12 protein-coding genes are annotated in these 14342 nt (G+C 72.0%); 3 read left to right on the forward strand and 9 right to left on the reverse strand.

What is annotated here, in order from left to right:
• Positions 1–8 precede the first annotated feature (8 nt).
• The 9 genes from ACERZO_RS37615 to ACERZO_RS37655 form a co-directional block, all read right to left on the reverse strand.
• Positions 9–1673 carry a glucosaminidase domain-containing protein gene (locus ACERZO_RS37615; protein WP_372670657.1) on the reverse strand — a complete coding sequence of 555 codons (1665 nt, stop codon included), beginning with the start codon at positions 1671–1673 and terminating at the stop codon, positions 9–11.
• Positions 1670–3259 (reverse strand): CHAP domain-containing protein, encoded by a 1590-nt coding sequence (locus tag ACERZO_RS37620; protein WP_372670659.1) that lies wholly within the window; start codon positions 3257–3259, stop codon positions 1670–1672. Before ACERZO_RS37620 ends, ACERZO_RS37615 begins: the two co-directional genes overlap by 4 nt.
• Before the next feature lie 219 nt (positions 3260–3478).
• A complete protein-coding gene (locus tag ACERZO_RS37625) occupies positions 3479–5257 on the reverse strand; it encodes a hypothetical protein (protein ID WP_372670661.1) in 1779 nt (592 codons plus the stop codon).
• A gap of 157 nt (positions 5258–5414) precedes the next feature.
• Positions 5415–6209, reverse strand: coding sequence for a dimethylarginine dimethylaminohydrolase family protein (locus tag ACERZO_RS37630; protein WP_372670663.1), 795 nt, complete (start codon positions 6207–6209; stop codon positions 5415–5417).
• 91 nt (positions 6210–6300) lie between these two features.
• Positions 6301–6447 (reverse strand): hypothetical protein, encoded by a 147-nt coding sequence (locus ACERZO_RS37635; RefSeq protein WP_372670665.1) that lies wholly within the window; start codon positions 6445–6447, stop codon positions 6301–6303.
• A gap of 75 nt (positions 6448–6522) precedes the next feature.
• Positions 6523–7005, reverse strand: a complete 483-nt coding sequence (locus ACERZO_RS37640; protein WP_372670667.1) for a hypothetical protein — start codon at positions 7003–7005, stop codon at positions 6523–6525.
• Positions 7006–7304: 299 nt separating this feature from the next.
• Positions 7305–8630, reverse strand: coding sequence for a helix-turn-helix domain-containing protein (locus tag ACERZO_RS37645; RefSeq protein WP_372670668.1), 1326 nt, complete (start codon positions 8628–8630; stop codon positions 7305–7307).
• Between the two features lie 200 nt (positions 8631–8830).
• Positions 8831–10048 (reverse strand): MFS transporter, encoded by a 1218-nt coding sequence (locus ACERZO_RS37650; protein ID WP_372670669.1) that lies wholly within the window; start codon positions 10046–10048, stop codon positions 8831–8833.
• Between the two features lie 237 nt (positions 10049–10285).
• Complete coding sequence (locus tag ACERZO_RS37655) at positions 10286–10582, reverse strand: putative quinol monooxygenase (protein WP_372670671.1); 297 nt, start codon at positions 10580–10582, stop codon at positions 10286–10288.
• 167 nt (positions 10583–10749) lie between these two features.
• Here ACERZO_RS37655 and ACERZO_RS37660 point away from each other — a divergent pair, with 167 nt between their 5' ends.
• The 3 genes from ACERZO_RS37660 to ACERZO_RS37670 all read left to right on the forward strand — a co-directional run bounded on the left by ACERZO_RS37660 (position 10750) and on the right by ACERZO_RS37670 (position 14315).
• Positions 10750–12129 (forward strand): AlkA N-terminal domain-containing protein, encoded by a 1380-nt coding sequence (locus ACERZO_RS37660; protein WP_372670673.1) that lies wholly within the window; start codon positions 10750–10752, stop codon positions 12127–12129.
• 21 nt (positions 12130–12150) lie between these two features.
• On the forward strand, positions 12151–12975 hold the full coding sequence (locus ACERZO_RS37665) for an isocitrate lyase/PEP mutase family protein (protein ID WP_372670675.1): 825 nt from the start codon (positions 12151–12153) through the stop codon (positions 12973–12975).
• A 164-nt stretch (positions 12976–13139) separates the two neighbouring features.
• Positions 13140–14315 carry an acyl-CoA dehydrogenase family protein gene (locus ACERZO_RS37670; protein ID WP_372670677.1) on the forward strand — a complete coding sequence of 392 codons (1176 nt, stop codon included), beginning with the start codon at positions 13140–13142 and terminating at the stop codon, positions 14313–14315.
• The last annotated feature ends 27 nt before the right edge of the window (positions 14316–14342 follow it).

Raw genomic sequence — 14342 nt, forward strand, 5'->3', positions numbered from 1 at the left:
GGCGAGCGTCAGTTCGCGATGGTCCAGTCGCCGATGGCGGACCAGTAGTTCCAGTTCGCCGCGCTGTAGTTGTGGATGAGCTTGCCGTCCGTTCCGCGGGCGAACGCCTCGACGTTGCCGTCGTGGTCCTGGTACACCGCGCTCGGTGCGCTGCCGAGCTGCCAGCCGCCCGCCGTGGACCAGTCGTGCCAGGTGCCGCCCGTGTTGTACGTGTGGATCAGCCGGTTGTCGGCCGCGCCGCGGGCGAACACCTCCGTTGTCCTCGTGCCCGGCTCGTAGATCGCGCTCGGGGTGCCGGTGAACGTCCAGTCGCCGATGGCGGACCAGTAGTTCCAGTTCGCCGCGCTGTAGTTGTGGATGAGCTTGCCGTCGGTTCCCCGGGCGAACACCTCCGTGTTGCCGTCGTGGGCCTGGTACACCGCGACGGGGTCGCCGCTGATCTGCCAGCCGCCGGCCGCGGACCAGTCGTGCCACGTGCCGTCGGCCGTCTTGTAGATGTGGACGAGCCTGCCGTCGGTGCCGCGGGCGAAGACGTCGACCGAGCGGGTCGCGTCCTGGTAGACGACCGACGGGGTGCCGGTGATCCGCCAGTCACCGAGCGTGGTCCACGAATGCCAGACGTTGTCCGCGGTCTTGTAGATGTGCACGAGCTTTCCGTCGCCGCCGCGGGCGAAGACGGCGGTCGCGCCGGTGTCGGGTTCGTAGATCGCCGTCGGGTCGCCGGCGAGCTGCCAGTCCGGCAGGACGGCCCAGGTGCCCCAGGCCGAGCTGTCGGTGTGGATCAGCTTCCCGTCGGTGCCGCGCGCGAAGACCTCGGTCGTCCCGGTGTTCGCCTGGTACACCGCGGCGGGCCGGCCCGCGAGCTGCCAGCCGCCGATGGCCGACCAGTCGTGCCAGGTGCCGCCGGTGTTGTAGGTGTGGACGAGCCGGTTGTCCGCCGCGCCGCGCGCGAACACTTCCGTCGTCCCGGTGTTCGGCTCGTACACCGCGGACACCGGGGTGGCCGTGGCGCCGCCGGCGGTGTCGAACCGGTACAGGTCGTACGTCTGCATCAGCCCGATGACCTTGCCCGAGTAGTCCGGGTCGGTCGCGTAGTGCACGGCGACGTGCTGGATGAACGCGTCCGGGTCGTGCCGGTGGGGCAGGGCGTCCGCGTAGACGGAGAACGTGGTCAGCAGCCGGCCGTAGTCGCGGAACGAGTCCGTCATCGACGCGTACACCCGGAAGTACGCGGTGGCCGGGTGGCAAGCCGGGTCGCACTCCGTCGTCGGGTACTGGCGGCAGCCGATCGCGATCCCGCCCGGCGAGTCCGGTGAGACGCACTTGAAGCCGAAGTAGTTCTTGTCGTTGGCCGAAAGGCTGCTGCCGCCCCAGTTCGACTCGAGGATCGCCTGGCCGACCGTCACCGACGCCGGGATGTCGAATTCGTCGTGCACCTGCTGGGCGGCCGGGCCGGCGAGCGCGATGAAGTCGTCCGAGGTGCTCTGCGCCCGGTGGGTTCCGCCCAGCGCGGCCTCCTCGTTCGCGCGCTGCCGGGCCGGGTCCACCAGCCGTGCGTCGTCGGTGGTCGTCGTCTTCGCGGCCGGTGCCGCGATGGCGGGTGCCGTGGCGACCGTCGTGATCAGCGCCAAGGCGCCGAAGGCGGTTCCGGCTCGCAGTGTCCAGCGGTTCACGCCGCACCCCCGTTCTCTTCGGCGAGCTGCCAGTCGCCGATCGAAGACCAGGCCGACCACCCGGCACCGGCGTTGTAGACGTGGACCAGCCGGGCGTCGGCCCCGCGGGCGAAGACTTCGGTGACGCCGTCGCCGGGCCGGTGGACCGGCAGCGGCTGGCCACCCAGCGCCCAGTCGCCGATCGCCGACCAGGCCGACCACCCGGCACCACCGTTGTAGACGTGGATCAGCTTGCCGTCGGTGCCGCGGGCGAAGACTTCGGTGACGCCGGAGGACGGCTGCTCGACCACGGCCGGGCTGCCGTCGAACGTCCAGGCGCCGATCGCCGACCAGGCCGACCAGCCTTCGCCGGCGTTGTAGACGTGGACGAGCTTGCCGTCGGTGCCGCGGGCGAAGACCTCGGTGACCCCGGATCCGGTGGGGTGGACGACCGCGGGCACGCCGCTCAGCGCCCAGTCGCCGATCGCCGACCACCCCGACCAGCCGGCGCCGGCGTTGTAGACGTGGATCAGCCGGGCGTCGGTCCCGCGGGCGAAGACCTCGGTGACGCCGGTGTCGGCCCGGTGCACCGCCACCGGGTCGCTCGCCATGGTCCAGCCGTCGATCGCGGACCAGGCGGACCAGCCGGCGCCGGAGTTGTAGACGTGGATGAGCTTGCCGTCGGTGCCGCGCGCGAAGACTTCGGTCGTGCCGGTGCCCGGCTCGTACACGACGCTGGGGTTGCCCTGCAGCTTCCAGCCGCCGATCACCGACCACGCCGACCAGCCGTCGCCGCTGTTGTAGGTGTGGATGAGGCTGCCGTCGCCGCCGCGGGCGAAGACCTCGGTGGTGGCCGTGTCGGGGCGGTAGAGGGCCACCGGGTCGCCCGCAAGGTTCCAGTCGCCGATCGCCGACCAGTCCGACCAGCCGCCGCCGCTGTTGTAGGTGTGGATCAGCTTGCCGTCGGTGCCCCGGCCGAAGACCTCGGTGACGCCGGTGTCCGGCCGGTACACCACCCGCGCGGTCTGGGCCGAGTCCACATCTTCCCGGACGAGCGGGCTGACGAACCCGGAGATCGTCTGGCCGGCGACGCTCTGCCCGACCCGGCCGCCGCCGGTCGCGGTCTGCACCGAGGAAGTGTCCGGCGTGGCACCGAAGTTGCCGTTGATCGTCCGGATGGTCCCGTCCGCGTTCACGGTGTCGACGAGGGCGACGTGGTCGGCGTAGCCGTTGCCGTCGTAGTTGAAGACGGCGGCGTCGCCGACGCGGGGAACGTAGCCGGGGTCGGCGTGCAGCGTCCCGTTCCGCTGCCCGTAGCGGTAGAAGCTGCCCGCGGCGGCGTTGAGCCCGGTGACGTCGACGCCGTGGTGGCCCCACACCCACATGGCGAAGTCCGCGCACCAGGCTTCGTGGTTGGCGCAGCTGCTTTCGTAGCCGGTGCCGCCGAGGCTGTTGGTGCCGCAGATGGTGACGCCGAGGTTGGCTCTGGCGAGGTCGCGGATGTCGGTTCTGGTGTCCGCGTACGCCGCCGTCGCGCCGAGCAACGTCAGGGCCGATCCGGCCAGCGTTGCGGCGGCGACGGCGCCCAGTAGTCGTCGTGCGATCAAGGTGACCTCCAAGGTGGACCCCGTGAGGACGCCTCGCCGGCCTTCCTCGCTTCCCGGGACCGCCGTAGCTTGTCCGGGGTGGGTGAAAGAAACCTCAAAGGCGGTTTTAGATGAGCACGCCCGGGATCTGACGCGGGCGGAGCGCGATGTCCTCGAGTTCCTGCTGTCAGCGGACTTCGACGGCGCCGACCGGCTGCCCGACATCTCGGCGATGACACTTCAGCCGGACGGGGATTCCAGGGGGTCGGGCTCCGGCCACGCGAGCTGGACCAGCTCCTGGCCGTAGCGCCTGCTGACGGCCGTCACGCGGCCCGGCATCAGGGCCGACGGCCAGACTCCGAACACCAGCGGTCCCTCGCGGAAGTCGCCGTCGCCGATGACGCCCGGGGTCTGCAGCCCGGCCAACGTGTTCAGCACCCCGTGCTCCAGCGCGGCGGACGCTCCCTCCGTGCGGCGGGCCACCACCAGGTGGAGGCCGACGTCCTGCGCCTGCGGCAGGAACTCGCGCAGTGGTTCGAACGGGTCGACGTCGCCGGGCGCGACGAGTTCGGCGTCGTCCACGACCACGTACAGGTCCGGTCCGGACCACCAGCTGCGGTTCTTCAGCTGCTCCTGCGTGACGTCGGGCCCGGGGAGCCGCCGCCGCAGCGATTCCCGGACCTCCTCCATCATGGTGCTGAGCTGGGCGTGGGACACCGCGTAGGCCAGCAGGTGCTCGGTCGCGACGTAACCGAGCGAGGTGCGGCGGTAATCCACCAGCAGGATGACCGCCTCCGCCGGGGTGTGCCGCTCGACGATGCCGCGCAGGATGCTGCGCAGCAGTGTCGTCTTGCCCGACTCCGGCCCCATGAACGCCACGAAGTGCGGATCGGCCCGCGGGTCCCAGACGGCCGCGGTTCCGTCGATGCGCAACCCGATCGGGAGAGCTTCGGCCGACGGCACCGCGGCGTAGGGAACGTGCGTCGGCAGTGCGGTCAACTGCCTCTTCGGCTCGTCCGGCAGGTCCTCGAACGAGACCGAGCCCGAGGTGAACACCGCCGAATCGAAGCGCGAACGGGTGAGGAACACCGCGTCGGCGAACTCCGGGCCGTGGGCGAAGCTCGCCGATTCGAACACCGCGTCGCCGCGGAAGCTCGCAGCCGCGAAATCCGTGTGGCCGCCGAACGCCGTCCCGGTGAAGTCCGCCTCCGCCGTGAACGTCGCCGAGGCGAAGCCGGCCGCGTCGGTGAACGTCGCGGCGGCGAAGCGGGCCGGGCCCACGAACGTCGCCGAGTGGAAACCGGCCGACCGCACCCGGCAGCCGCTCAGGTCGAAGCCGAGCAGGCTCGCGCCGGCGAGGTCGAGGTCGAGGTCCGGCCAGAAGCGGTGGTCCGGCGCGTCGGGACGCAGGTGGGCCGCCAGCACCTCGCCCACGGCCTGCCGGACTCGGCCCTGCTGCCCGAGGGGGTTTTCGACGACGTCGGCGGCCGCGTCGGTGAACATCCGCAGGTACGCGCAGAACACGTTGACGATCGTCTGCCGCTGGCCGGGGCTGCTCTGGCCGAGCCGTTCCAGGGCGTAGAGGCCGCCGAGCTGGACCGCCAGCCGCTCCGAACCCAGCTGGTCCACGGCGGTGCTGTAGAGCTCGGTGAGCCGCCGTTCCGCCGCGTCCAGCCGGGCGTCCTCGGCCATCCGCTCCTGCAGCGCGTGCGTGCGCGCCACCGCCGCCTGGTCCAGGTCCTTCTGCTTGAGGCCGATCTCGGTGCTCCGCTGCCGGCGCGCGGAGAGCAGCAGCGCCGCCGCCCCACCCGTCCCGACGACGACGGTGCCTGCCGTCTTGATCGCCTCCAGCTGGTTGCGCTCCTGCGCGTCGCCGTGGCCGAAGGCCGCCAGCAACCACACCGCGACCACGACGCCGAGCACCACGATCACGGCGGAGGCGAACCAGATCATCCGGATCGACAGGACCCGGTAGGCGACCTCGCCCGGCTCGTGGTCCCTCGCCATGCCCTCGTCCACGGTGATCACCGTAGGCCATGGCCGCCACGGCCGCGCCGGATTCCGTTCGGAGTCAGCGCAGCACCCGGCGGCGGTTCAGCAGCGTCTCGACGTCGAAGCCGAGACGAACATCGCGGACGAACCGCGGTGCCCGGCGAGCCCGCCGGGCACCCGGCCGTCAGGGGTTGTCCAGCGTCAACGCCGTGCAGCGGATCCCGCCGCCGCCCTTGCGCAGTTCCGTCGTGTCCAGCTCCGTCACCGTCAAGCCCATCGACCGCAGGTCCGCGGCGAGCCGCGGGGCGCCCGAGGTCATCGTCACCGTGCGGCCGTCGCTGATCAGGTTCAGCGCGAACGCCGCCGCCTCGGCCGGGGCCACCTCGATCAGCTCCACGCCCAGTCCGCGCAAAGTACGCAGGCTCGGCGCGTCCAGCGCCTCCGGGTTGTAGGCCAGGACACCGGAACTGATCACCGCCACCGCCAGATCCAGGTCGTACCACCGGGAACTGGTCGTGCGGAGCGGGACGACGTCGTAGTCCAGGTGCCGCGCCAGCGTGCGCAGCGCCCGGGTGTCCGTGCGCTGCCCGTGCGCGGCCAGCAGCAGCGAGCCGCACGCCAGCGCGTCGCCCTGGCCGCTGAACGCGTAGCGCGTCGAGGCCACCTCGAAGCCGTGGGATTCCAGCCAGGCCCGGTGGTGCGGGGTTTCCGGGGCCCGCTCGGCCGGGAGCGTGGCCAGCACCGCGCGGTTGCCCTGGACCACCGCCGCGTTGGCGGTGTAGGTCATGTCGGGACACGCCGGGTCCGCGTCGACGAACTCGACCTTGCGGCCGGCGGCCAGGTGCGCCTCCACGATGTTCTCGTGCTCGGTGAGGGCGGCGTCCACGTCGGGCTGGACCGCGACGTGCATGTACGGGTTGATCTCGTAGTCGACGCGGAAGTACCGCGCGGAACACATCAGGAGCCGTTGGTGCGTCATGGGTTCACTCGATTCGTCGAGGCGGGCGGGCGGTCGGGCTGGGGGTGGCCCAGCCCGGGCGGCGCACGGCCGGCGAAGCGAGCGAGCCGGGTCAGCCCAGGCCGCGCAAGCGGAACAGCTCGATCGTCATGAGGTAACCCGGCTGCGACCGGGCCGCGTCGATGCGCTGCGCCACCGTGGTGGCCGACGGCGCCGGACGCATCGCCGCGCTCACCGCGCGGACCAGTTTGGCGATCATCCTTTTTTCCTCTCTCGGGGGAGAACTCAGGGTGCCGCGAAGCGGGGCAGGCGGTCTGGCCGGATCCGGACACGTTCACCGCGTCGCGTTCAGGAAGCCGATGACGACCGCGCCCCACCAGCACAGCTGCGAGACCGCCGTGGTGAGGCCGCCCCGGACGAGCAGGCGCGCCGGGACCGGGTCGTCGACCAGCGCCATCCGCCCGCCCAGCGTCGTCGCGTGCACGCCGTTGACGGCCAGCACGCCGACGAGGCAGAGCTTCACGACCGTGGCCGCGGACCCGAGGTCGGGCGACAGCAGCGCGCCGCTCGCGACCAGGCCCGTCACCCCGCCCCAGACCAGCAGGTGCAGGCGCGACGCGCTGCGGACGGCCTCGGCGAACGGCACCCGGCCGAGGGCCCACAGGGCGAAGAACCAGTCCGCCACCAGGACCGCGCCCAAGCCGAGCACGAGCGACGCGAGGTGGGCGAACAACGCGATGTCGTGCCACGCGGTGTTCGGCTGCACCCGCGTCGACAGCCAGATCGCCGCGGCGAGCAGCATGATCGAAGCAGACATGGCGCAATAGGCCGCGTAGCGTCGGTGAACACCGGGCCCCGGCGGACGCGGGGCGGGCGGGATCCGTACCGGGATGCCGTTGTCGAGCATGACCTGTCCTTCCGGGGAAATCCGTGGGAGAACGGGTTCCGCCGGAACGACCGGTGCGTCCGACCTGCCTGCGTCAGCGGGAAACCCGTGCTGTGCTGATTACAGGCCATCGCGGACTTGGCTGGGAGCGTTGTCCGCAAAGGACAATCAATCCCGTTGGCTTCGGGAGAAGACAAGGACGGCGGCGCCGTTGCCGGGCCGTCCCGGGGCTAGGCGGACACGGGCCCGGCGAGGGCGGAGAAGTCGTGTCCACCGCGTTCGACGGCGCCCAGCACGAAATCCCGCACCGGCGGCGGCACATCACGCCCGTCGAGGTACGGGTCCGCGTGCGTGAGCAACCCGGCGTCGGCGATCTCCTCGGCCAGCTCGTCCAGCGCCGGCGGCCACGGATCCGGTGCGCCCGGCGAAGTCCGCGCCAGCTGCTCCAGCAGTTCCCGCGCCGGCGGGCTGAGCGTGCGGTACGCGGACTCCAGGGAATCTCGCAGGGACAGGTCCCCGACGCTGAGCCAGTCCGCGGTGTTGCCGTTCAGGCGCCATTCTTCGACGACCCGCCGCAGCGTCAGCCGCGGCCGCGAGGCGATCTTGCGCAGCGCCAGGTCGAGCGCGAGCGGCAGGTCGCCGCACAGCTCGGCGAGGCGGTCGCAGTCGGGTCCGGCGGAGACGGCGACGTGCGGCAGCGCCGCGGTGATCATCGCGATCGAATCGCCGCGCGGCAACGGCGTCAGCTGCAGCCGCTGGACGTCCCGCAGGCCCAGCAGGCGTTTGCGGCTCACCAGCAGGGTCGTGCTCGTGGTCGTCTCGGCCAGCAGCGGGCGCACCTGCTGCTCGTCCTGGACGTTGTCCAGCACGACCACGAGCCGGCGTTCGGCCAGCAGCGTCCGGTACAGCCCGGCGCGGTGGTCGACCGTGCCGGCCAGCTGGTCGTCGTCGACGCCGAGCGCGCGCAGGAACCCGTCGAGGACGTCGGCGGTCGCCGGCACCGGGGGAGCGCCGCCGCCGTGGCGCAGGCCGCCGAGGTCGGCGTAGAGCTGCCCGTCGTTCTCCTCCGCCGCGATCGCGTGCGCGTGGTGCAGGGCCAGGTCGCTCTTGCCGACGCCGGCGGGTCCGCTGATCACCATCGGGGTGTCGCGCGGGGAACGCAGCCAGGCCAGCTCGGCCGCCCGCCCGACGAACCCCCTGGGTCTCGGTGGTAGCTGCGCCGGGTGCGGCGGGGTGCCGCGGCGCTGGAACAACGTCGGTCTTCTCTTGCGGCCCCCGAACGGGGGCTGCGTATAGCCGCTCGTCGCGGCGTGCCAGTGCCGGCGCCACGCCTCGTCGTCGCCGCCGCACGCGGCCACGAACGCCAGTGTCACCTGCAGCGACGGCATCCGGTTGCCGCTCGCCGCGCTGGAGAGCACCGACGACGAGAACATCGCCGACCGGGCCATTTCCCGGTAGGTCGGGTTCCCGGCCCGCGCGCGCAGTTCGCGCAATTCCCGGGCGAACTGGGTGGCGATGCCACCGGACGTGTTGACGGGTTTTTCTGGTCTGCCCATGTGAATCCCTTCCCCTTGTTCACTCAGAGTCGCTCGTAGCCGCGGGTGTCTCTTCCGCTCTTTGGCGGCCTTGCTAGCCCGTTCGGGTATTTCCATGACACTTGGTCGATCATTTCCGGTGCTTTTTTACGTCGTTCCGGTGAATTGTGGCAACACTCGACGGCCGCCCGCGCGCAGCGGACGGCCGTCGGGAGCCGGTCTCAGGCGGACGCGGGGCGGGCCGCCGTCATGCCGAGCAGCGCGCACAGCGCCGCGACCAGGCCGAGCGCGCCGCACAGCCACCAGACGCCGTTGCCCAGCGCGACCCACGCGGCGACGCCGAACAGCGGGCCGAGCGCCATGCCGAGGCCGAAAGTCGCCTGGTGGGCGCTGATGTAGCGCGCCTTGACGGCGGCCGGGAACGTCGAGGGGTAGGCGAACATCGTCGGCCCGTTGACCATGATCCCGAAGACGAACACGACCGTGCAGACGACGAGCGCGACCGCCGACCCGCCGCTGAGCCCGAACCCGGCGACGCCGAGGCCCATCAGGACCGTCCCCGCGGTGGCGGCGACGTGGCCCGGCCAGCGCGTGACGTAGGAGGTGATCTTCAGCTCGCACAGGATCAGCACGGCCGACGCGGTCACGAGCACGACGCTGTAGAGCCCGGCGGAGTGCCCCTCGGCGGTGATCTTCAGCGGCAGCGCGACGGTGTACTGGACGTAGATGACCGACCCGATCAGCACCGAGGCCAGGAAGAACCAGAACCGCCCGTCCCGCAGCAGGATCCCGTACGCCGTGCGCGTTCCGCCCTCCTTCGGCGACGCGGGTTCGCGCTCGACGCGGTGGTCGGGCAGCAGCCGCAGCGCGACGACCGCGTAGAGCAGCGCGGTGGCCGCGTCGAACCACAGCAGGAGGTTCCAGTCGAGGAGGATGAGCCCGGCCGCGATGAGCGGGCTGAGCGCCGCGCCGAGGTTGAGCGCGATCCGCATCATCGAAAAGCCCATCACGCGGTCGTCGCCCGGCATCAGCTCGCTGAGCAGGACGGCGGCGGCGGGCCGGTAGCTCTGCGTCGCGAGGCCCGCGAGCAGCAGCGCGGCCATGAGCGGGACGTGGAAGCCGGGACGGCCGAACAACGGGATGACGGAAAGGATCGCGGCCGAACCCGCCATCGCGGCGGCGATCGTCGCGCGCGGGCCGATGCGGTGGACCAGTTCGCCGCCGAGCAGCCCGCCGAGGACCGAACCGACGCTGTAGGCGGCGATGGCGACGCCGGCCTGTCCCGCGGAGAAGCCGCGGAAGACCAGGTACAGCACCATGAACGTCTGGACGAACGCGCCGAGCTGGTTGACGAGCACGCCACCGAGCAGGTAGCGGACGGGCGTGGGCGTCCGGCGCAGGACGGCCAGCACGCCGGCGGGTTTTTCGGTGGTGGTCACGGCCGAGCCTCCAGGTGGCTTGCGATGGGGGGTGCCGCACCCGCGATCCGGGGTGCCGGCTTCCTCATTGCAGCGGCCTGGCCGGTTGACCGGCAGAGTTGTTTCCTCCGGAAAATCAATTCCGGGGTGACGTGGGCTACGCGGAATGCCGGAGCGTGACGCCGTTGTCGCGGAATCCGCATTACCCGCGCCCGGCCGGACGCAGCCATTGCTGCATCCGGCCGGTGACGGTGGAAATCAGAGCCCGACGATGAGTTCGTGGTCGATTTCCACGAACTCGGTGATCAGGTCGGCGAACTTCCCGGCGATCAGTTCCTTGTAGACCGCGGAGCCGGTGTGCGCGTCGTAGGCGGCCTGGTCGGCGAAGTGCTCGACGAACAGCAGGAAGTCCGGCTTGGCGGGGTCGCGGTACACGCGGAAGGACAGGGTGCCGTCCTCCTGGCCGGGCCCGAGCGGCGCGAACTCGTGGACGAGCGCTTCGGCCTCGGCCTGCTTGCCCGGCTTGAGGGGGATGGGGAACACCTTCGCCAGCATGGGAAAACCTCTCGGTAGTGCGGTGGTTGCTTCGCCGATCACTCTGCCGAGCGCGGACGGGAACGTCCGGCCACATCCGGACACGTCTTCTCCCGGGGTGCGGACCTCCCCCGCTGATGTCCGGATCTGGCTAGCGCGGGCGAGGCCCGATCCCCTACACCTGGGGCATGACGACTTTTTCGGCCGTGGTCACCACCGGCATCTACTGCCGGCCCGGGTGCGGGGCGAAGCCGCTCGCGGAGAACGTGCGGACGTTCGAGCTGGCCGCCGAAGCCGAGGCGGCCGGGTTCCGGGCGTGCCTGCGCTGCCGTCCCTACCGCGTCGCCGGCCCGGTCGGCGCGGACGCACCCGAGCTCGTCTGCCGCGCAGTGCAGCTCATCATCGCCGGCGCGCTGGACAGCGACACCGAAGCCGCGCTCGGCCGGCGGCTCGCGGTGTCGCCGCGGCACCTGCGCCGGCTCTTCCACGACCACCTCGGCGTGACGCCGGACCAGCTCGCCCGCTCGCGGCGTGCGCACTTCGCGCGCCGGCTGCTCGACGACTCCGACCTGACCGTCGCGGACGTGGCGTTCGCCGCCGGGTTCGGCAGCCTGCGCCAGTTCAACCGGGACATGAAGCTGGTCTTCCGCGCGTCCCCGGTCGAGCTGCGCAGCCGGCGCCGCAAGGCCGACCGGATCGCCGCGGACGGCGGCCTGCGGATGCGGCTGCCGTTCGCGCCGCCGCTGCACTGGGAAGCGCTCAGCGAGTTCCTCGCCGAGCGCGCGGTCCCCGGCGTCGAGTCGGTACGCGACGGCGTCTACCGGCGCACGATCAGCCTCGACGGCGAAGCCGGGGTCATCGAGGTCGCGCGCGGCGGCGACGACCACCTGCTGCTGACCGCGCACATGCCGTTCTGGGAAGGCCTCATCCACGTCGTCGACCGCGTCGGGCGGATGTTCGGCGTCGACGCCGACACCGCACCCGCCGAGGCCGCTCTCGCCGACGACCCGGTACTCGGGCCGCTCCTGCGCAAACGGCCCGGGCTGCGCGTGCCGGGTGCCTGGGGCTTCTTCGAGATCGCGGTCGAAGCCGTGCTCAGCCAGTACAGCGTGCGGACGCGGGTGCGGCGGCAGCTGGCCGCGCTGGTCGAAGCGGCCGGGCAGCCGGTGCCCGGTCTCGAGCACGGCCTGACCCACCTGTTCCCGTCGGCCGAAACCCTCGCCCAGGCGGACCTGGACGCGGCCCGGCTGCCCGCGGCGACCGAGCGGACGCTGCGCGCGTTGGCCTCCGCCGTGGCCGCGGACGAAACCCTGCTCGACCCCGGCGCGAGCCTGGCCGACTGCACGTCCGCGCTGACGGCGTTGCCCGGCATCGAGCAGAGCACCGCCCAGGAGATCGCGCTGCGGCTGGGGCACGCCGACGCCTTCCCGGCCGCCGAGCGCACGGTCGAGACGAAGCTGCTCGAGCACGACGTCTTCGCCGTCGCCGGCCGCATGGCCGCCGCCTGGCACCCCTGGCGCGCGTTCGCCGCCACCCACCTGATCGCCGCCGGCACCCCGGCTGCCTGAAACACCCCACAAGGAGAACCGATGCCTGCCAAGCACCTCGCCGAACGGCTGCGCGCCCTGCACACCGACCGCACGCTGGTGCTGCCGAACGCCTGGGACGCCGCCAGCGCGGCCCTCATCGCCCAGGCCGGGGCCCCGGCGATCGCCACGACCAGCGGCGGGGTCGCCTGGTCCGCGGGACGGCCCGACGGCCACGGCCTCACCCGGGAGGAGATGGCCGAGCTGGTCGCGCGGATCGTGCGTGTCGTCGACGTGCCGGTGACCGCCGACATCGAGGGCGGCTACGGCCCGTCCGCCGACGACGTCGCGGCGACCGTCCGCGCGATCGTCGAGGCCGGCGCGGTCGGGGTCAACCTGGAGGACTCGACCGCCCCGGGCGGCCCGCTGTTCGACGTCCCGGCCCAGGTCGGCCGGGTCCGCGCGGCCCGCGACGCGGCGACCGCGACCGGCCTGCCCGAGCTGTGGATCAACATCCGCACCGACGTCTACCTCTTCGGCATCGGCGAACCGGAAGGCCGCCTGGACGACGTCCTGACCCGGGCGGGCGCCTACGCCGCGGCCGGCGCGGACAGCCTGTTCGTGCCGGGGCTCATCGATCTGGAGACGCTCACCGTGCTGGTCAAGGAGAGCCCGCTGCCGGTGAACGTGATGGTGTGGCCGGGCGCCCCGACCGTCGCGGAGCTGGAAGCGGCCGGCGTCCGCCGGATCAGCGTCGGCACCGCGATCGCCCAGTCCGCCTACGCCGTCGCCCAGCGCGCGGCGGCCGAGCTGCTGGAGCACGGGACGTACACCGCGCTGGAGGGCGGCCTCGACTTCGGGACCGTCAACAGCGCTGTGACCGCCTGACCTTCTTCGTAGACGCCGGCCGCGACGGAAATCCGTCGCGGCCGGCGTCTACTTCTGTTTTGCACCCCGTTGATTTTCTTTGGTGGACAACCGTTTCCATCAATTAAACCGCTGGCTTCAATCACTTCCACAGCCGAGAAGAAGACCTCGAGGGAAGTGATGTGATGACCGTAGTCGAGCCGCTGCCCGTCCGGCCGCCCGAGACCGCCGCGGAGATCCTGGCCCGGGCGCAGGCCCTCGCGCCGGTGCTGCGGGACCGCGCCGAAGAGATCGAGCGGGCCCGCCGGCTGCCCGCGGACGTCGTGGACCTGCTGCGCGGCACCGGGGTGTTCCGGATGGGGTTCTCCCGCGCTCACGGCGGTCCCGAGCTGACCTCGATCGAGCAGACCGAGGTGATCGAAGCCTTGGCGTACGGCGACGCCGGCGCCGGGTGGTGCGCGATGATCGGGTCGGACACCGGGCTCTACGCGTCCTTCCTGGACCACGCCGTCGCCCAGGAGATGTTCCCCAGCCTGGACATGGCGACCGCCGGACTGCTCTTCCCCAACGGCCGCGCGGAAATCGTCCCCGGCGGCTACCGCTTGACCGGCCGCTGGCAGTTCGGCAGCGGCGTCACGCACGCCGACTGGGTCGTCTCCGGGGCGTTCCTGTACCGCGACGGCGAGCCCGAGCACGACTCGATCCTGCTCATGGTGCCGAAATCCGACGTCGAGGTGCTCGACACCTGGCACACGACCGGCCTCGCGGGCAGCGGCAGCTGCGACTACGCGATCACCGACGTGTTCGTGCCCGCCGAGCACACGCTCACCTTCGCCGAGGTCCGCGGCGGTTCGGGCCCGCTGGCCCAGCCCGAGGTCCACATGCGGAACATGCCGGGCGTCGCGCTCGGCGTCACCCGCGCCGCGCTCGACCACGCCACGGACACCGCCGTCGCGAACGGCCGCGAGGACGACTACCGCACGCAAACCACGATCGCCGAGTGCGAAGGCGACTTCGCCGCGGCTCGCGAGGGCGTCTACGGCGCGTTGCGGCGCCAGCACGAAGTCCTCACCGCGGGCGGCACCCTCGACGACCTGACCCCGCGCGAGCGGGCCGCGCTCCCGCTGTCGCGGCGGCACGCGTTCCGCACGGCCAGGGCGATCGTCACGCGCCTCTACGACCTCGTGCAGACGTCCGCGATCTACCGGCCTTCGCCGCTGGACCGCTGGCTGCGCGACACCACCACGATGTGCCAGCACATCGTGGCGCAGGACCGGATCCTGCAGACCGCCGGCGCCCACCTCCTGGGCGGCCGGCCCGCGTTCCCGCTGGCCCTCGGCATCACCTCCAGCCGGCGCTGACCCCACCCCACCCAGAGAAGGAAGACA

Origin of the sequence: Amycolatopsis kentuckyensis, assembly GCF_041679295.1 — a bacterium.
In the GTDB taxonomy this organism is placed as follows: Bacteria; Actinomycetota; Actinomycetes; order Mycobacteriales; family Pseudonocardiaceae; genus Amycolatopsis; species Amycolatopsis kentuckyensis_A.